The organism is Aquimarina pacifica (assembly GCF_000520955.1).
GTDB lineage: Bacteria > Bacteroidota > Bacteroidia > Flavobacteriales > Flavobacteriaceae > Aquimarina > Aquimarina pacifica.
The window spans coordinates 91,715-110,539 of sequence record NZ_JACC01000021.1; the positions used below are offsets into that span (position 1 = coordinate 91,715).

Genomic DNA, 18,825 nt, shown 5'->3' on the forward strand with positions numbered 1-18,825 from the left:
TGTGATTTTTTCAGGATGAAGATACTAAAATTTAGATGTATTTCATTTCATCATATAGTATACTATGTGGTAGATATCAACTATAAAATGATTTATAGTTACTACATATGAAATACTATCTCACAAAAACCAACTCCCCAGGTTTAGTTGTATGTTCTTCACTAAAACCATACCCCTCATAATTAAATCCTTTTAGATCCTCGATAGTTTCGGCATTTGTATCAATGATGTAGCGAACCATCATACCTCTTGCTTTTTTTGCAAAAAAACTAATCATCTTTAACTTGTCACCTTTCCAGTCCTTAAACTGTGGTGTTATAATAGGTACTTTCAACAATTTCTTGTCTATCACACTAAAATATTCGTTGCTCGCAAGGTTTACAAATAATTCATCCTCTGCAAGCTCGTCATTAAGATGTTGAGTAACTTCCTTTTTCCAGAATTCGTATAGGTTATTTTTACGACCTACCTTTAGCTTTGTACCCATTTCTAATCGATATGGTTGTATCAGGTCTAATGGTTTTATAATTCCGTATAGACCTGAAAGAATTCGTAATCTATCTTGAAGCATATCCAATTTTTCTTCGGGAATCGTGTAAGCATCTAGACCAGTGTACACATCACCATTAAATGCATATACTGCCTGTCGCGCATTTTGGTTAGTAAAAGGAAGTTTCCAATCCTGATTACGCTGCCAATTGAGTTGTGCCAGTTTATCACTGATACTCATTAATTCAGAAAGCTTTTTAGGGGATTTTTTTTGTAATAGAATATTTAATTTTTCTGCTTCTGATAAAAAAACAGGTTCCGTATACTTTTTAGTAGGCAACTGGGTTTCAAAATCTAGGGACTTTGCTGGAGATACAACTATTTTCATTGAAATTATTTTTTCTTATTCAAAAATACAATTGTGTATTGAATATTAAAATCTACCAACGTATTTCTTATCTATTGTACAATTTATAAAAGCTATATCAACTAGATACTTTGTACTACTAATTTAACACCTATAATAAGTTCTGGGGTATTCTTCATAAAAAAAGCCTGTCTCCGAGAGACAGGCTTTTTTCTTTAAAAGAGTCAAATGTATATTATAATACTTTCACGTTTACCGCGTTTAATCCTTTTTTTCCTTCTTGTAGATCAAACTCTACTTCATCACCTTCACGCACTTCGTCGATTAATCCTGAAATGTGTACAAAATGATCTTTGTTCGATCCTTCTTCTGTTATGAATCCAAATCCTTTGGAGTCATTAAAAAATTTTACTGTTCCTTTGTTCATTATAATTTATTAAAACGCGAATGTACCATTATTTCCCGAGTAATCTCTATTTATTTCAAATTAAAGTTCTTAATAACTTTAATTTAATGTTTTCTAAATAATAGATAGCACTTCATATCATCATTATTTTAAAAACACACATTACGTACAACCTCAAAAAAAACATACAAATCACAGATAACATGCACTCTAAAAAAACAAACAAGTACCAAAAGCTTTTGATACCATTTGATTATTATATCTATTTTTGATCTAATTGATTTTTTGCATAATTACTCCACCGTTCTACACATTGCTGTATATCATCAGGAATCGTAGACTCAAAATGCATAGATTCTCCTGTGATAGGGTGTTCAAAACCAAGTGTTCGGGCATGAAGTGCTTGTCTGGGTAATATTTTAAAACAATTTTCTACAAACTGTTTATATTTTGTAAATGTGGTACCCTTTAGTATTTTTTCGCCGCCATATCGTTCATCATTAAAAAGAGTATGACCGATATACTTCATATGTACTCTAATTTGATGGGTTCGCCCTGTCTCTAATCTACAAGAGACCAAAGTTACATATCCCAATCGTTCTAATACCTTATAATGTGTTATTGCTGGTTTTCCTTTCTCGGCATCGTCACCTTCAAAAACGGTATTTTGAAGTCTATTCTTTGGATGACGACCTATATTTCCCTCAATAGTTCCTTCTTCTTCCTCTATATTACCCCAAACAAGAGCTACATATTCTCGTCTACTAGTCTTATTAAAAAACTGTCTAGACAAATGTGTCATTGCTTCCTCTGTTTTTGCAATCACTAACAACCCACTAGTATCTTTGTCAATACGATGTACTAAACCTGGACGATCACTACTATTATTAGGTAAATTATCAAAATGATAAATCAATGCATTAATTAAGGTTCCTGAATAATTACCATGACCGGGATGCACTACCATTCCTGCAGGTTTATTAACTACCAATAATACATCATCTTCATATACAATATCTAAAGGAATATTTTCTGGTGTTAATAAATTCTCATAAGGAGGGTATGCAAATAATACGCGAACTACATCATTAGGTTTTACCTTGTAATTAGATTTTACAGGAATATCATTAACAAATACACTTCCATCTTTGGCTGCTTGCTGTATCTTGTTTCTTGTTGCGTTTTCGACAAAATTCATTAAAAATTTATCAACCCTTAGAGGCACTTGGCCAGGTCCTGCAACAAAACGATGATGTTCATATAAATCATCTTCATTTGCATCAAAATCGCCGCTACCTTTTTGTTCTTCCAAAATGATCGTTGTATATTAAATTAATTAGAAAGGTTTATTGTTGCTCTTTCACCATCTCCCAGAACCAAATCTATCGTAGATGTTTTCATTAGTTTTGTTCCTGGCTTTAATCTTTTACCTTTATGACGAAGCTCCAAAACCATATCTTTTGCAATGTTTGGTAAATAGGTAATTTCACCTATTTTAAATCCAAGAGCAATCAACTTTGGTTGCGCTTGTCTTCTGGTTCTTTGGATTACATCTGGCACTTCAATTTTTCGATAACCCGAAGGGTTAAGTGTAACATAGATTTTACGGTTTTCTTTTACCTCACTCCCTGCAACAGGATTTTGTTCTACTACAGAATATTTCGGAAAATCAGGATTAAAATTAGCAGAATCCTGAACCTCATATCTCAATTGTTTTGCTTCAAGTATTTTACTTACTTCATCTAATGTACTTTTACTTAAACTTGGCACCACAATATGCTGATTGTGATTCGTTGTACTTTCTAACCATTGCAAAGCTATGTATGATAAAATAACAAGCATTGCTATACCTAAAACCAATTGAACTAAAAACATTTTACTATATATAAACTTAAAAAGACCTTTAAAGAAATTAATAAATGTATCCATTGGTTATTACTATTTTTTAGTAGAGTAGAAACTGTTTTTCTATATTTTGATACTCGTTAATGTTTATTAACAATATATCTTCAATATTTTCGACAAATATATAAAAACGGAAAGTTATACCCTTTTCTTATTAGATAAATGATATTTTTGTTTTTTTCTAAACTAATTTAATCATGAAAAACATAGCCATTTTGATGGGAGGATATTCAAGTGAATTTGAAATCTCTATCCAGAGTGGAAACGTGGTCTACAAAAACCTAAATAGAAATAAATACGTTCCGTTTCGTATTCATATCACTCAAAAAGACTGGTATTATGTTGATGATAATGACCAAAAGCATGCGATAGATAAAAATGATTTTTCTTTGATGTTAGGCACTTCTAAAATTACTTTTGATGCTGCTTTTAATACGGTTCATGGTTCTCCGGGAGAAGATGGTTTGCTTCAAGCATATCTAGAATTAATAGGAATCCCTCAGACATCCTGTGATTTTTATCAAGCGGCGCTTACCTTTAATAAACGTGATTGCATTAGTACCTTAAAACCTTATGGGATCCCTACCGCCACCAATTACTTTCTTAATAAAGGAGATGCTGTTAATGAACAAGAAATTATAGATACAGTTGGTCTACCTTGTTTTGTAAAAGCAAATAAGGCAGGGAGTAGTTATGGGGTTTCTAAAGTAAAAAAAGCTGAAGAATTACTACCTGCTATTGAAGTCGCCTACAAAGAGGATGATGAAATTATTATTGAATCTTTTCTAAGCGGAACTGAAGTTTCTGTTGGTGTTATTAAGTACAAAGGAAAAGATACAGTTTTGCCAATCACCGAAATTGTTACCGAAAATGATTTTTTTGATTTTGAAGCAAAGTATTTAGGAAAGTCCGAAGAAATTACTCCTGCGCGTCTCTCTGATGAAGACACTAAAAAGGTAAAAAACCTTGCGCTTCAGGTGTATCAAATCTTAAAAATGAAAGGGTTTTCTAGGAGTGAGTATATATTTCATAACGGAGAACCCCATTTTGTAGAAATGAATACCAATCCAGGATTGAGTGAAGCTAGTATTTTACCACAACAAGCACAAGCGCATGGTATCTCATTACAGGAGCTACTATCTAGTGTGATAGAGGAATGCTTGACTAAGTAAAACTAAAAATCTCTCTTAAGAACTAAAAATATAGATTAGTAGTTTTATATTTGTAATATATCGAAAAATCATTCAGTAATGAGAAGAGCCGTTTTTCCCGGATCATTTGATCCTATAACTTTAGGACACTATGATATTATAGAAAGGGGCCTTACATTGTTTGATGAAATTATACTTGCTATTGGTGTAAATGCTGAAAAAAAATATATGTTCTCGCTCGATGAGCGTATGTATTTTATTAAAGAAGCGTTCAAAAATGAACCAAAAATCAAAGTAATGACCTACAAGGGGCTTACAGTAGACTTTTGTAAACAGCAAAATTCAGAATTTATCTTAAGAGGATTAAGAAATCCTGCAGACTTTGAATTCGAAAAAGCAATTGCACATACTAACAGACAACTTACCGAAATAGAAACTGTTTTTTTATTAACATCTTCAGGGAAAAGCTACATCTCATCCTCTATTGTGCGTGACGTAATTCGTAATAATGGAGATTATACAGGATTAGTACCCGATACGGTTAGAATAAAAAGTAATAAGAGATAAAACTATTTCTCTTTATATAATCCTATTATTTTTTCATATTTTTGCAGCTGCATAGAATGTTTCCTACCCTTATGCATTTTTAAAAACTAATTTCTATAAGTTAAAAATTCATGACAAAAACAAATGCTTTGTTCGCATTTCTAATTTTGTTTGCCATAAACTCGTATGCGCAAATCAAATTTGAAAAAGGTTCCTTTATATTCAATAACGGACTTAAAACAGATTGTCTTATCAAAAATGTTGACTGGGAGTATGCACCTTCTAAACTAGTTTATAAACTAACTGAAGACAGTGATGAAAAGACAATCGAAACTACTAATATAAAAGAGTTTCAAATTGATCAATTTTCAAAATACATTAAGGCTAGAGTAAAAATTGACACTTCAAAAACAGACCTGACTAACTTAAGTAAAAAAAGAAGCCCTGAATGGTCTGAAGAAAGGGAAATAATGTTAGAAGTTTTGATAGAAGGCAAAGCATCACTGTATAAATATACCTCTAATGCCCTAAATGTATTTTTCTACAAAACAGAGAACACCGAAATAAATCAACTTATTTTCAAGAAGTATTCAACTGACAATCTAAACATTAGAACAAATTATAGGTATAGGCAGCAACTTACATCAGATGTGTATTGTGAAGACATTTCACTAACAAAAATTAACAACCTCAACTACTACAAAAATGAATTGACAAAATATTTCAGATCTTTTAATGAATGCCATGGACAAAATTTTAAGGACTATGAAAGATCGAAAAATCGAAATTTTGTAAACCTGAACATTAGACCAGGTATTGATTACACCTCTGTTGAAATTCGTCATGATCGGCGTAGTAGATTAAATTCTAAATTTGACTCTGAAATAAAATGGAGATTAGGGGCCGAATTTGAATTCATACTTCCGATGAAAAAAAATAAATGGAGTATTACTATAGAACCTACATATACATCATTTAATTCTGAAAAAGGAACGACTTCTAATGGGGAACAGGCTATAATAGATTATTCTTCTCTAGAATTTGTTTTTGGACTCAGACATTATGCATTCTTTAATGATAATTCTAAACTTTTTTTTAATGCAGGTGCTCTAATGGGCATGAACCTAAGTTCAGAATTAAACCAATCAGGAATTACATTACCTATTGACAAAAGATTCAATTATAGTTCGATTACCTTTGGTCTTGGATATAAATATAAAAGATGGAGTAGCGAACTTCGCTTTTATACACCAAAAGCCCTTATTAAATATGATTATGATTGGAGAGATTCCTTACTTAAAAAAACTTCTTTTATACTGGGATATCAAATATTTTAAGGAAAAAACACCTTGCGTATGATGAACTACTTAATTTGTTTTATCACATTAAGTAGTTCATCTTTTTTATTGTATAGTACAAAAGCACCATCCTAAAAACTAAACCTTTCTGTGTATCTTTAGTCTTATTCAAAAGCGACCACATGAAAGATCTACTGACAGACAAACAGATACAACATCTTTATTGGCGATGTGGTTTTGGTATTTCTTCTCCAAAACTAAAAGTATTACGAAATCTCTCTAAAGACAAAATCATAGATCAACTATTTGAAGAAAGTCAACATGCTTCTATGCTTTCTATGGATTTCTCTTTCTTACAAAAAGACAAAAAAAGTTTAACTCGAGAGGAGAAAAAAGAGTTACGAAAACTACGTAACCAAAAAATGTTTGAACTAAATCACTTGTGGATTCAACAACTAATTCATGGTAAGGAAACCCTTCGTGAAAAAATGACACTGTTTTTTCATGATCATTTCTCTGTACGATTAAAAAGTCCCAGAGCCTGTTTACATCTAAATAATGTAATTAGAAAACATGCCCTTGGTAATTTCGGAGAAATGCTGATGGAGGTATCAAAATCTCCGGCCATGCTTTTATTTTTAAATAACAGACAAAATAAAAAAAATAGTCCCAATGAGAATTTTGCTCGTGAGGTAATGGAGCTTTTTACACTAGGACGAGACAATAGGTATACCGAAACTGATATCAAAGAGGCAGCAAGAGCCTTTACTGGCTGGAACTTTAACAAAGAAGGTGTTTTCTCCTTTAGAACAAAGCAGCATGACTTTGGGGTCAAAACCTTTCTCGGAAATACCGGAAATTTTACCGGAGAGGATATTATTAAAATTCTTTTAAAAGAAAAGCAAACCGCCAGATATTTGACACAAAAAATCTATCGATATTTTGTAAACGACACCATAAACCCAAAGCATATTGCAACTCTAACAGAGACCTTTTATAACTCTAATTATAATTTAGAGACCTTGCTAAGAAAAATTATTAGTAGTGATAAATTCTATAGCACAAAAAATATTGGATCCAAAATTAAATCTCCTGTAGAACTTATTGTAGGAATCAGTAAATCATTTGACATACACTATGAAGATCCAAAAGTACTACTCTATTTACAACGTGTATTAAACCAAATGTTATTTTTTCCGCCAAACGTAGCGGGATGGCCCGGAGGAAAATCATGGATTGATAATTCTACACTTATGCTTCGATTAAAACTATCCTCGGTAGTATTAAATAATGGGGTAATCGAATGGCATGAAAGTAAAAACGAACCCGAAACGGTGATTGCGATGAGACAAGAACACTACAGAAAAGTAACCTCTAAAATTCAAAAAAAAGTAAAAGCTCAGCCTAACTGGGATATTTTCCTAAACACCCTCGAGACCAATGATAAAAACTATATAGCCTCTCTTGTACTGCAACCAAAACCATCAAAAGGAGCTGAGCTTATGATTGCAAATTCGAGTAACAATACTATAAAAAACTTTGTTATCGAATTACTTAGTCTTCCGGAATATCAACTTTGCTAACATTGTATCCTATGAAAAGAAGAAATTTTTTAAAACAATCTGTTTTTGCATCAGGAATGACATTAATCCCATCGTTCTTAAAGGGAATGGAATTCTTATCCCCGGATCAATTATCTGGTTATAAAAACGTAATAATCATCCAACTTTCTGGAGGAAATGATGGGCTCAATACTATTATCCCCATCAGTAACGACATCTATCATAGACTTCGACCAGAAATAGCAAAAAAGCAAAGCGAAACTCTCAAAATCACGGATCATCTTGCTTTTAATAACCGTTTAAAAGAAATTAAAAAATTATACGATTTGGGAGAGGTATCGATTCTGAATAATGTAGGGTATCCGAATCCGAATCGATCCCATTTCAGGAGCACCGATATCTGGCAAACAGCTAGCAATACACAAGAGTATTTGCATACAGGTTGGATTGGTCGCTATTTAGATTCTAATTGCCAACATCCATATCAGGCACTAGAAGTAGATAACTCTCTATCACTTGCCTTGAAAGGAAACTCGTTAAATGGTATTGCGGTTTCTAACCCTAATCAATTATACCAAACTACAAGAGAGCCTTTTTTTAACTCATTAGTAGATCATACACAAAAAGAAATGCTTGATGAGGATAATCAGGGATATCTTTATAAAACGATGTTAGAAACATATTCTTCTGCTTCTTACATTCATAAAACTTCTAAAATATATACAACTACTACAGAATACCCCAGAAATGCGTTTGCAAAAAACCTTAAAACAATTGCTGATTTTATTGTCTCTGGACTCAAAACCAGAGTGTATTATAGTGCTCTAGGTGGTTTTGATAGTCATGTAAACCAACTTAAAAGTCAAGATAGACTATTGAGTATCTACTCACAATCTATTGGTGCCTTGGTTACCGATCTCAAAAAAAATAATCGTTTTAAAAACACTTTAATTCTTACCTTTTCAGAATTTGGTCGCCGAGTAAAACAAAATGCTAGTCAAGGAACGGATCATGGAGCTGCGAATACTATTCTCGCTATTGGAGGAGGTTTAAAGAAAGTTGGGGTTTATAACGAATTACCCAACCTTAATGATCTTGATAATAATGGTGATATCAAGTACACGATTGACTTTAGAAGTATTTATGCAACAATACTTCATAATTGGCTTGAAGTAAATGATCAAACAATCTTGAATAACAATTTTAAAAAATTAAAGTTTGTTTGATTCTACATTATGCATTCAAACTTTTTAATGAGGCTCAAAAGTAAAATAACCATCAGTATTTTCTTTGTTTTAGTATAACATTACTAGTAGTATATTAAAAAACATAATGAAACAATACTTTGCCATGTAGTTTATAGAAATACCAAATACTCCACAGATAAACAATTCTAAATCATTAAATACAATCAAAACTGATATACTCGAAGTATATTAATACACATATATAACTTAACTTACATAATCAAAAACCAGACATCAACATCCCACAAATCCCTAGGCCTATAACTAAATAAACACCACTCAAAATAAAAAGTACTTTTGCAGCTTTACGTTTTTTGTTTGTGAAAACAATAAAACCAATTAAAGCCAATAAAGCAGGTGGTCCCAAAAGAATGAGAATAAAAAAATAAAGGATAGCATCATAATTACCTCCTTCGACAAAAAGTAAATCTAATATCATATGGTATAATTACTTAAATATTTAACTAATCTAGTTTCTACAGTATTAATGTAGCACATACTCCGAATCCTACTATCAAATAGATTCCCATAGCTATTAAAACTCTAACTCCCTCTTTGTTTTTTTTCTTTATGAAGAGAATAATGCATGTTATAGACATTACCAATACTATAACAGTGCTCACTAATAAAAAACTAAGAGCATAATCTAATGACTTGCTGAAGCTAGGTTCAAGAATGATAGCACTATAAAGACTCATTTCGTAATTTTTCTAATCGTTCTTGTTTATCATCTCGATAAAATAAATTCATGGTTTCAAAAGGAATTATTTTATAATCTTTATTTACAATATGCACACATGATTTCTTTATTGATCTAACATCAAAGTTATATGCATCTATAAATTGCATAATAATAATCCTGAATAGATTTTGATATCCCAGATCGGGTGCATCAATTTCGGGTAGACAACACATAATTGATTGTAAGTTTTCTGAAGCTGTTTCTACAGAATTACCTGTACTAAAAAGTTCTAGTACTTTGCCATGAAGTTCTTCATCCTGTTCATATACAATCGTATTTTTACCATTATCTAATAAATCAGAAGGATTAATATAACGTGTCAATGGTAGAATTCCATCTTCATTTTTTAATGCATACCCCATGACCAATGCATCAGGGTTACAAGGCACGGGAATAAGATCATCGGACTCAAAAACAGGAAACTGTTCGAGTATTTTACGTCGAACTTCAGTCAAAGTAATTCTATTGGTTTGTGTATCGAAATCTTCTAACCTCCCTGCTATTTGTGTTGGCTGAAAAGTAACTCCGCGAATACATGATTGCTTGGTAGCAAAGTCTAGTATCTCTCCTATTTCATTATCATTTAACCCTTTTTCTAAGGTTACTACCAATGTTGTTGACAAATTAAATTGATTAAGATGCTCAATGGCCTGTTTTCTTATATTAGTAAGATCTTCTCCCCTCAACTTTTCTAAAACGCCTGCTTGCAAAGAATCAAATTGCAAATAAATTTCAAAATCAGGCATATATGTTGCTAATCGCTCAACAAAACCAATATCCTTCGCAATCCGAATACCATTCGTATTAACCATAAGGTGCCTAATAGGCAATTGCTTTGCATAATCCAAAATTTCGAAAAACTGAGGATGTATTGTTGGTTCTCCTCCACTAATTTGTACAACATCCGGCTCTTTCTCGTTAGCAACAATAGTATCAAGCATCTTCTTTATTTCATCAAAAGATCGATGTCTTCCGTAATGTGGTGAGGAAGAGGCATAGCATGTAGGACATGTTAAATTGCATCGATCAGTGACTTCTACAATAGTCAAACAAGAATGTTGTTCATGATCTGGACATAATCCGCAATCATAAGGACAACCATAATCCGTTACGGCATCAAATTTATAAGGAAATTCTGATGGTTTGTTGTAATTTCTGATGTTTTTGTAATATTCAACATCATCAGCAATCAACACCTTCGACCTACCATGCTCCTTGCATCTTTTTAGCATGAAGACCTTATCATTTTCAAAAACTATTTTGGCATCTACTCTCTTGAGGCACGAGGGGCATAGACTTAATGTAAAATCATAATACGTATAATCTCTTACTGGCATAAATAATGAATCGTTTGATTGTCTTGTAGTAATATATAATGCATAAGATACATAAATACTGAATACTACTTAGGCCAAATACGTAAAAAACATTAGGTTTCAAAAATTCTATAAAAAACCTAAAAGAAAAATAGCAGATCATAAACCCTTTAAACACCAAGCCACTTTCTAAATTTACTTTCCGTGAAAAACGATTTAGAAAAAACCATAAAATCATTAAAAAAACAACTTCAAACAGAGCTAATGGATATCTATTGAGACCATCTCCTAGATCCATTCCAAACATAGTAATTGTCTCTTTCCCATAAGTAAACTCCCGTATTCCGGATAAAAAACAACCTATTCTTCCAATAATAATTCCCAAAATAATAGGAAAAGTAAATAAATCCCCCGAAGAATTCTTTTCACCAATAATTTTCTTTGCTAATTCTACACCAAGTAATCCACCAAACAGACCTCCCATAATCGTTTTGACACTTAAGAGGTTAATAAGCTGTTCGAGACCAAAAGAAAATACTGGGTTTTCTAAAAAACCAAAAAATCTAGATCCAAAGAAGGCTCCAAAAATTGCTCCCAAAATTATAGATAGTCGATGAGACGAAGAGATGGGATCAACACTACGTTTTTTAAGATATACATAGTATCTAAAACCAATAAAAAAAGCAGCGTATTCTAAAATCAGATGAACATTCACTTTGACACCAAAAACAATAGGCTCAAAAGGAATATCCATAAGTAAATAGTTGTTACAAATAAGTTAAACGATTCTTCTATTTTTAAAGAGATTCTGGGTTTTAATAGAGTAAAAAATATATTATTTCATTACATCGGCCATCACATGATATCTAGGATCCTCGATATCGTGTTCAATAACACTTGCTAACTTAGGGGAACTTTTGATCATCAACGCTTGACACTCTTCACTCAGATGTTTTATACGTACTCTTTTACCCGCTTCTTCATATTTTCCAACAAGATTAAAAATGGCTTCTAAGGCAGAATGATCACTTACTCTAGATTCGATAAAATCAATTTCTACATTATTTGGATCATTTGCCACATCAAACTTATTATTAAATGCTTGTATACTGCCAAAGAAAAGTGGACCCCAAATTTCATATACCTTTGTCCCATCTTCGCGCACATGCTTGCGTGCTCTAATACGTTTTGCATTTTCCCAAGCAAATACTAATGCAGATATGATAACCCCAGCAATAACAGCAATCGCCAAATCAAAAAATACAGTTAATAAAGAAACTGCAATCAATACAACTGCATCTGCTAAAGGAATTTTATTCAAAATCCTAAAACTTGACCAAGCAAAAGTACCAATAACTACCATAAACATTACGCCTACTAATGCAGCTATAGGAACTTGTTCTATCAATCCAGAAGCAAATAAAATAAACAAAAGCAAGGTAACTGCGGCTACAATCCCAGAAAGTCGAGTTCTACCGCCTCCTTTAATATTTATAATAGATTGACCGATCATTGCACAACCACCCATTCCGCCAAAAAGTCCTGTAATAATATTAGCACCTCCTTGCGCCAAACATTCTCTATTAGAATTTCCTCGAGTTTCGGTCAGCTCATCAATAAGGTTCAAGGTCATTAAGGACTCTATCAACCCTATTGCCGCAAGTATCAATGAATAAGGAGCTATAAACTTAAACGTTTCCCAGTTCATTGGTATTTTAGTAAAAATATCAAACTGAAACTGTGGCAAACCTCCTTTAAGACCTTCTCCTCCTCCATCTCTAATAAAACTACCGACGGTTGCTACATCAAGTTTTCCTAAAATTACAATTGCAGATACAACCACAATGCCAATAAGTGCTTCTGGTAACTTTGCTGTTGCTTTTATTTTGGGTAATCCCCACATAATTGCCATGGTAAGTAACACCAATCCGATCATCAAAAAAAGATTGGTTCCTTGCATAAATACCTTTTCGCCACCAATATTCTCTTTAAACATTCCCAACTGAGATAAAAAAATCACGATAGCAAGACCATTTACAAACCCCATCATCACAGGATGCGGAATCAAACGTACAAATTTACCAAGCCTAAGTACTCCTGCCAACATTTGTATAACACCCATCAAAATTACAGTCACAAATAAATAGTATAACCCCAAACCTTCATCAGGAGCTCCCATAGCATTCCCTTCGGCTACCAAACTTACCATCACAACTGCCAATGCTCCGGTAGCCCCAGAAATCATACCAGGACGTCCGCCAAAAACAGAAGTAATTAACCCTATCATAAAGGCAGCATACAGACCTACCAAAGGATCTACACCAGCTACAAATGCAAAAGCAACTGCCTCTGGGACTAGTGCTAGTGCAACTGTTAATCCTGATAAAATATCATTTTTGGCATTAGCCACTCGTTTCTTTACAAATTCGGTCATAATTCAGTCAGTTTTTCAGGCTGCAAAAATACGGTTATTTTGTAGCTTCACAAGAAAATGCTAGGCTAATCAACATATTATGACAAACTCAAACGTTATAACCTTATTTTATTTTCAAGGGTATTTTGAGTCAACATATTATCAGATAGAACAGAAAATCAAAGAGTATCATTTTTTTATTCAAAAAAATGTATAGAAAATTCAGATAAACTAGCGGCTGCAAGCTTATCATATTATGTATGGTATTATTATATTTATACCTTTTTATATACAGGTTATGCGAAGCTTTATACTCATCATTAGTTTTATTACTATTTTATCTTGCCATACTTCCGAAAAAAAAACAAGTATTGAAACAGACTTTACAACAAAGTTTGAAAAAAGTACGGGTACAGAAACCCCTACTTATCCCGAAATAATTGAATTTTATCAAAAGCTTGCAGCTACTTATCCAGAAATCAATTTGCAAAAAATAGGAAACACAGATAGTGGATACCCATTACATATACTCACCTGGGATTCAGATCAAAATTTTGACTTTAAAAAGATTCGCAAACACAAACGTATCTTACTTATTAACAATGGCATTCACCCCGGAGAAAGTGATGGTATTGATGCTACTATGTTACTTTTTAGAGATATTGTTCAAGGAACTATAGACCCACCAAAAAACACGGTATTGGTTGCAATACCGGTTTACAATATTGGCGGTTCTCTAAATAGAAATTCGGGAACCAGAACGAATCAAAATGGTCCTATTGAATATGGTTTTAGAGGAAATGCACGTAATTATGATTTAAACAGAGACTTTATAAAAAATGACACAAAAAATGCACAGACGTTTGCAGAAATATTTCATAAAATACAGCCAGATGTTTTCATTGATAATCATGTAAGTAATGGTGCCGACTATCAATATACATTGACACATTTATTTACTCAGCACAATAAATTAGGTGGAAAACTAGGTACCTACTTACATAAAGAAATGCAACCCCAACTAGAAAAATTACTCGCTGCAAAAAAATGGGACATCACTCCCTATGTAAATGTGTGGGGAACAACACCAGACAAAGGGTGGACACAATTTATGGATTCACCAAGATATTCTACAGGATATACAACACTATGGAACACCTTAGGAATGATGGTAGAAACACATATGCTTAAACCTTATAAACAAAGGGTTGAAGGAACCTATGAATTGATGAAATCAATGATCGAAATTACAGAAAAAGATGGAGAAAAAATCAGATCATTACGGGAACAAGCCTTTCAAAACCTAACAAAACAAAAAACTTATACTCTAAATTGGCAAGTCGATAGTACTCAAATTACTAAGTTTGATTTCAAAGGATATGAAGGTCAATATATCCAAAGTAAAGTAACAGGAGCATTAAGATTAAAATATGATAGAAATATTCCATATACCAAAGAAGTCTCTTATAAAAACTACTTTCGCCCTACTAGACAAGTATCTATACCTAAAGCCTATATAATTCCTAAAGGATGGTGGAATATTCTTGAAAAACTAACATCTAATAAGATTGAGTACCATGTGCTAGAAAAAGACTCGAGCGCCACCGTCGAAGTATACTATATCGAAGAGTTCAAAAGCCGAGATACACCATACGAAGGACATTTTTTGCATTATGATACCTCTATCAAAAAAAACGTACAAACCGTCAGATTATCAAAAGGTGATATAATTGTGTATACAAATCAAAAAGGATGTAGATATCTTATCGAAACCCTAGAGCCCGAAGCTCCAGATTCATTCTTTAATTGGAATTTTTTTGACACTATACTGCAACAAAAAGAAAACTTTTCACCTTATGTATGGGAAGACAAGGCTTATGATTTACTGCGTAGTAACGATACAATAAGACTTGAATTTGAAGAAAAGAGAAAAGACACTTCTTTTGCAAATAACTGGTATAAACAATTAGATTGGCTACATAAGCAATCAAATCATTACGAAAATGCGCATATGAGATATCCAGTTTACAGGATAGGTGACTAAACTAATAGACAGACCACAAGTAAGTAATACTTTATTAGATTAAACACCCCTAAACCATTGATTTATATTGTTTTACAGAGAACACATTATCTATAAGTGCTTTTGGATTATCCCAAAAAACCCATTATCCTTAGCTCTAAAATTTGATAAGCAAACTATCCGTCGGTCCTCTGTAGTAAATTTATATGTAGAAAATTCTTCTGATATATATAATTATGTCCCCCTTTTTGAATGGTATCGTATTTTTTAAACACTATTTTTTGGGCTCTCATTTTTACAAGAAATAATCAGGATCAGAAAAAAAACAATACTAAAATCATACAATTTCAAAATACTGGAAGAAATTTTATGGTCGCTATTTACTTTATTTCATTAACAATTCCTTACAGGATTCAACCTAAATATTCATAAGAAAACAATTGTTTAATATTCTCATAAGAATCTAATAGTGCCTTCTTTGCTTTCTTCCTATCTTTCCACTTCACTTTTGTAATTCCTTCATTCAGTTGCGGAATTAATTCTCCCTTATAGTCCGTTTTCATTTCAAACCAATAGGTTACTTTAAGACGAAACTCGCCATTCCTTTTAAAAATATGATGTGTACGATATAAAAATTTAGTAATCTCTAGACCCGTAACACCTGTCTCCTCCTCTACTTCTCTTATAGCCGCAGTTTCCATATCTTCTTTTTTTTCTGCTTTACCTTTAGGCAGATCCCATTTATCATTTCGACGAATAAACAAAACCTCCTTTTTATCATTATATACTTTTCCGCCTCCGGCAACAACCACAGGAAGCTTTGTATACAATTGTTCTATAAGTTTGTCTTCACTTTTGTGATATAAATGATATTTCACCTCAATTTTTGCCGCCTCCTTTTGTAAAATATCTCTAATAACTGAAGGCAAATCAACCTCTTTTATAGAAATTTTGATATACCCTTCAATACTCTTTTTTGTCGATAGAATAATAGGCGTATTATTCACAAAAACTTTATACATTTGCAACTATGATTTTTGATAAAGATACGGCAAAAAAAACCGCTGAATTACTATTGCAAATAAATGCAATTAAATTACAACCACAAGATCCTTTTACATGGGCTTCAGGATGGAAATCTCCGATTTACTGCGATAATCGAATTACCCTTTCTTATCCAGATATAAGAAATTTTTTAAGTAAAAATCTTGCTCAATATATTGAAGAAAAATATGGGAAGCCTGATGTAATAGCAGGTGTAGCGACTGGTGCTATTGGTATAGGTATGCTTGTAGCTGAGCAATTAGATCTTCCTTTTATATATGTTCGACCTGAACCCAAAAAACACGGGCGAAAAAATCAAATTGAAGGTATTATTCCCAAAAATAAGAGTGTAGTAGTTGTAGAAGATCTTATCAGTACAGGAAAAAGCAGTCTTAATGCGGTTAAAGCCTTAAAAGAAGAAAATGCAGATGTAAAAGGTATGGTAGCAATATTTGATTATGGTTTTGATATCGCGGTTCAGAACTTTGACAATGCACAACTATCATTGCACACATTAAGTAATTATGATAACTTACTTGATCAAGCACTTGAGAGTTCGTACATAACACAAGAACAACAAAAAACATTACAAAGCTGGCGAACAAACCCAGCAGAATGGAATATATAATTTTTAGAACATATAATGAACTTAGAAAGCCCTACCGTAGTAGTTAATAAATCTCCTCAAGAAGTATTTGAATTCTTAACCAAAGTTGAAAACTTCGAGCAATTAATGCCTGAGAGTAAAGAAAAATTTGAAAAAATAAGTGATTCTCGTTTTCTTTTTCAATTGAAAGGAATGCCAGAACTTGTTTTAGATCAAAAAGGAAATACCCCTTCGAGCCAAGTAGTATTAGGAGCAGCAAGTGACAAACTTCCTTTTACATTAACCGCGGATATAACAGACTGCGGAGATGGCACAAGCAACACGAAACTAACATTTGATGGAGAGTTTAATGCAATGATGGCTATGATGATCAAAAAACCTATTCAGAATTTTATTAATACTCTTAGTGAAAATATAGGAAAACTTTAGTCAGAATTCATGTAAACGTTTTTGTTTCACTGAAAACAAAGAATCTAAACGTAATTCATTAAAAAAGTATAAACTTCTTCAATATAAAAGTTTAATTTCTTTAAGATCAAAGTCAGAAATTATTTCATCCTCTAACAGAACTTGAAGTTTACCTTCATTTGTAATGGTTTGAATAATTCCAACAAAAGGATCTCCCTCTATATCTAGAAATGTAGAGGGTTTATTTTTTCTAAAAAGCAAACTCTCGTATTCTTTTTTAAGTTTTTCAAAATTAGAATCATATAGGGTATCGAACCTGTATTTTAATCTAGAAAGTATTAAATTCGCTACTTCATCAATATCAAAATTTCGTCCGAAAATTTGTTTAAGAGACCCTGCCTGAGGAAGATTATCAAAAGTAATTTGATTAATATTCATTCCTATTCCTAAAATAGCTCCGGTTAGTCTGCCATTTTTCACCACATTTTCTATCAAAATACCACAAATTTTTTGTTTGTATGACAGAATGTCGTTAGGCCATTTTATCGATAGTTTGGGTACCATAAATCCATCTAAAACATCCCAAATAGCCAAAGATGTTGCTATCGAAATAAAGAACTGATCTTTCAACCTTAATTCGGGAACTACCATAAACACACTACATGTAAGGTTTTCACCAGCATTACTTTCCCAAACAGTTCCCATCTGTCCTTTTCCTGCCAATTGTTGTCTTGCTATAACGCATACAGGAGTAGTTAATCCCTTTTTCCTATGAAGATCTCTAAGATATGTATTTGTTGAGTCAATGGCATCAACTTTGATTATATGCATATAAATGTGTAAAAATTTACAAATGTCGTCTTAATACCGACATTAAAATCATAAAAAGTAATAACTTTACGCAAATTAAAAAAATGCATGACTAAAAAAGAAATCGGAAACGATCAATTAATTGCCCAAATATTGAAAGGTATTGAAGAGGTTAAGGGTAATGACATTAACATTCTAGATCTCAGAGAAATCGAAAATACAGTTTGCAGTTACTTCGTAATTTGTAATGGAACTTCTAATACACAGGTAAATGCAATTGTTAACTCTATCCAGAAAACAGTAAGCAAAGCACTTAAAGACAAACCTTGGCATGTAGAAGGGAGTGATAATGCAGAATGGGTATTAATAGATTATGTAAATGTGGTCGTACATGTTTTTCAAAAGCACATAAGAGAATTCTATGATATAGAAGGACTTTGGGGAGATGCGAAAACCACAATCATTGAAACAAATTATTAAAAAGAAAACCT

19 protein-coding genes are annotated in these 18,825 nt (G+C 32.4%); 9 read left to right on the forward strand and 10 right to left on the reverse strand.

Annotated elements, in window-relative coordinates; all coding sequences use genetic code 11:
• Window positions 1–115: 115 nt before the first annotated feature.
• The 4 genes from yaaA to DZ60_RS0111975 all read right to left on the reverse strand — a co-directional run bounded on the left by yaaA (window position 116) and on the right by DZ60_RS0111975 (window position 3,191).
• Complete coding sequence (gene yaaA / locus DZ60_RS0111960; RefSeq protein WP_025742305.1) at window positions 116–877, reverse strand: peroxide stress protein YaaA; 762 nt, start codon at window positions 875–877, stop codon at window positions 116–118.
• Between the two features lie 214 nt (window positions 878–1,091).
• Window positions 1,092–1,283: a cold-shock protein gene (locus tag DZ60_RS0111965; RefSeq protein WP_024770737.1), complete on the reverse strand. Its 192-nt coding sequence runs from the start codon at window positions 1,281–1,283 to the stop codon at window positions 1,092–1,094.
• A 241-nt stretch (window positions 1,284–1,524) separates the two neighbouring features.
• A complete protein-coding gene (locus DZ60_RS0111970; RefSeq protein WP_034229542.1) occupies window positions 1,525–2,574 on the reverse strand; it encodes an RluA family pseudouridine synthase in 1,050 nt (349 codons plus the stop codon).
• A gap of 20 nt (window positions 2,575–2,594) precedes the next feature.
• On the reverse strand, window positions 2,595–3,191 hold the full coding sequence (locus DZ60_RS0111975) for a PASTA domain-containing protein (protein WP_025742307.1): 597 nt from the start codon (window positions 3,189–3,191) through the stop codon (window positions 2,595–2,597).
• Between the two features lie 173 nt (window positions 3,192–3,364).
• Here DZ60_RS0111975 and DZ60_RS0111980 point away from each other — a divergent pair, with 173 nt between their 5' ends.
• From DZ60_RS0111980 to DZ60_RS0112000, 5 genes are all read left to right on the forward strand, one after another.
• Window positions 3,365–4,339 (forward strand): D-alanine--D-alanine ligase, encoded by a 975-nt coding sequence (locus DZ60_RS0111980; RefSeq protein WP_034229544.1) that lies wholly within the window; start codon window positions 3,365–3,367, stop codon window positions 4,337–4,339.
• Window positions 4,340–4,417: 78 nt separating this feature from the next.
• Window positions 4,418–4,885: a pantetheine-phosphate adenylyltransferase gene (gene coaD, locus DZ60_RS0111985; protein ID WP_025742309.1), complete on the forward strand. Its 468-nt coding sequence runs from the start codon at window positions 4,418–4,420 to the stop codon at window positions 4,883–4,885.
• 110 nt (window positions 4,886–4,995) lie between these two features.
• The gene (locus tag DZ60_RS0111990; protein ID WP_025742310.1) at window positions 4,996–6,201 is read left to right on the forward strand and encodes a porin family protein; all 1,206 of its coding nucleotides are present in this window, start codon (window positions 4,996–4,998) and stop codon (window positions 6,199–6,201) included.
• A 143-nt stretch (window positions 6,202–6,344) separates the two neighbouring features.
• Complete coding sequence (locus DZ60_RS0111995; RefSeq protein ID WP_034229546.1) at window positions 6,345–7,745, forward strand: DUF1800 domain-containing protein; 1,401 nt, start codon at window positions 6,345–6,347, stop codon at window positions 7,743–7,745.
• A gap of 11 nt (window positions 7,746–7,756) precedes the next feature.
• The gene (locus DZ60_RS0112000; protein WP_025742312.1) at window positions 7,757–8,950 is read left to right on the forward strand and encodes a DUF1501 domain-containing protein; all 1,194 of its coding nucleotides are present in this window, start codon (window positions 7,757–7,759) and stop codon (window positions 8,948–8,950) included.
• A gap of 241 nt (window positions 8,951–9,191) precedes the next feature.
• Here DZ60_RS0112000 and DZ60_RS0112005 read toward each other — a convergent pair whose 3' ends face one another.
• The 4 genes from DZ60_RS0112005 to DZ60_RS0112025 all read right to left on the reverse strand — a co-directional run bounded on the left by DZ60_RS0112005 (window position 9,192) and on the right by DZ60_RS0112025 (window position 13,463).
• On the reverse strand, window positions 9,192–9,410 hold the full coding sequence (locus DZ60_RS0112005) for a hypothetical protein (RefSeq protein ID WP_025742313.1): 219 nt from the start codon (window positions 9,408–9,410) through the stop codon (window positions 9,192–9,194).
• A 245-nt stretch (window positions 9,411–9,655) separates the two neighbouring features.
• Entirely contained in the window at window positions 9,656–11,050 is a 1,395-nt protein-coding gene (locus tag DZ60_RS0112015; protein ID WP_025742315.1) for a radical SAM protein, read from the reverse strand.
• Window positions 11,022–11,783, reverse strand: a complete 762-nt coding sequence (locus DZ60_RS0112020; RefSeq protein WP_025742316.1) for a prolipoprotein diacylglyceryl transferase family protein — start codon at window positions 11,781–11,783, stop codon at window positions 11,022–11,024. The genes DZ60_RS0112015 and DZ60_RS0112020 overlap by 29 nt, the downstream gene beginning before the upstream one ends.
• A gap of 81 nt (window positions 11,784–11,864) precedes the next feature.
• Complete coding sequence (locus tag DZ60_RS0112025) at window positions 11,865–13,463, reverse strand: SulP family inorganic anion transporter (protein WP_025742317.1); 1,599 nt, start codon at window positions 13,461–13,463, stop codon at window positions 11,865–11,867.
• Window positions 13,464–13,740: 277 nt separating this feature from the next.
• On the opposite strand from DZ60_RS0112025, the gene DZ60_RS0112030 reads away from it, so the two are divergent.
• The gene (locus tag DZ60_RS0112030) at window positions 13,741–15,486 is read left to right on the forward strand and encodes a M14 family metallopeptidase (protein ID WP_025742318.1); all 1,746 of its coding nucleotides are present in this window, start codon (window positions 13,741–13,743) and stop codon (window positions 15,484–15,486) included.
• 392 nt (window positions 15,487–15,878) lie between these two features.
• Here DZ60_RS0112030 and DZ60_RS0112035 read toward each other — a convergent pair whose 3' ends face one another.
• Window positions 15,879–16,487: an NUDIX hydrolase gene (locus tag DZ60_RS0112035; protein WP_025742319.1), complete on the reverse strand. Its 609-nt coding sequence runs from the start codon at window positions 16,485–16,487 to the stop codon at window positions 15,879–15,881.
• Window positions 16,488–16,495: 8 nt separating this feature from the next.
• Here DZ60_RS0112035 and pyrE point away from each other — a divergent pair, with 8 nt between their 5' ends.
• Entirely contained in the window at window positions 16,496–17,137 is a 642-nt protein-coding gene (gene pyrE, locus DZ60_RS0112040) for an orotate phosphoribosyltransferase (protein ID WP_025742320.1), read from the forward strand.
• A gap of 15 nt (window positions 17,138–17,152) precedes the next feature.
• Window positions 17,153–17,545: an SRPBCC family protein gene (locus tag DZ60_RS0112045; RefSeq protein WP_025742321.1), complete on the forward strand. Its 393-nt coding sequence runs from the start codon at window positions 17,153–17,155 to the stop codon at window positions 17,543–17,545.
• 78 nt (window positions 17,546–17,623) lie between these two features.
• Here the strand turns inward: DZ60_RS0112045 and DZ60_RS0112050 are convergent, their stop codons facing one another.
• Window positions 17,624–18,355 carry a biotin--[acetyl-CoA-carboxylase] ligase gene (locus DZ60_RS0112050; RefSeq protein ID WP_025742322.1) on the reverse strand — a complete coding sequence of 244 codons (732 nt, stop codon included), beginning with the start codon at window positions 18,353–18,355 and terminating at the stop codon, window positions 17,624–17,626.
• An 87-nt stretch (window positions 18,356–18,442) separates the two neighbouring features.
• Between DZ60_RS0112050 and rsfS the strand changes: the two genes are divergently transcribed.
• A complete protein-coding gene (rsfS, locus tag DZ60_RS0112055; RefSeq protein ID WP_025742323.1) occupies window positions 18,443–18,814 on the forward strand; it encodes a ribosome silencing factor in 372 nt (123 codons plus the stop codon).
• Window positions 18,815–18,825 lie beyond the last annotated feature (11 nt).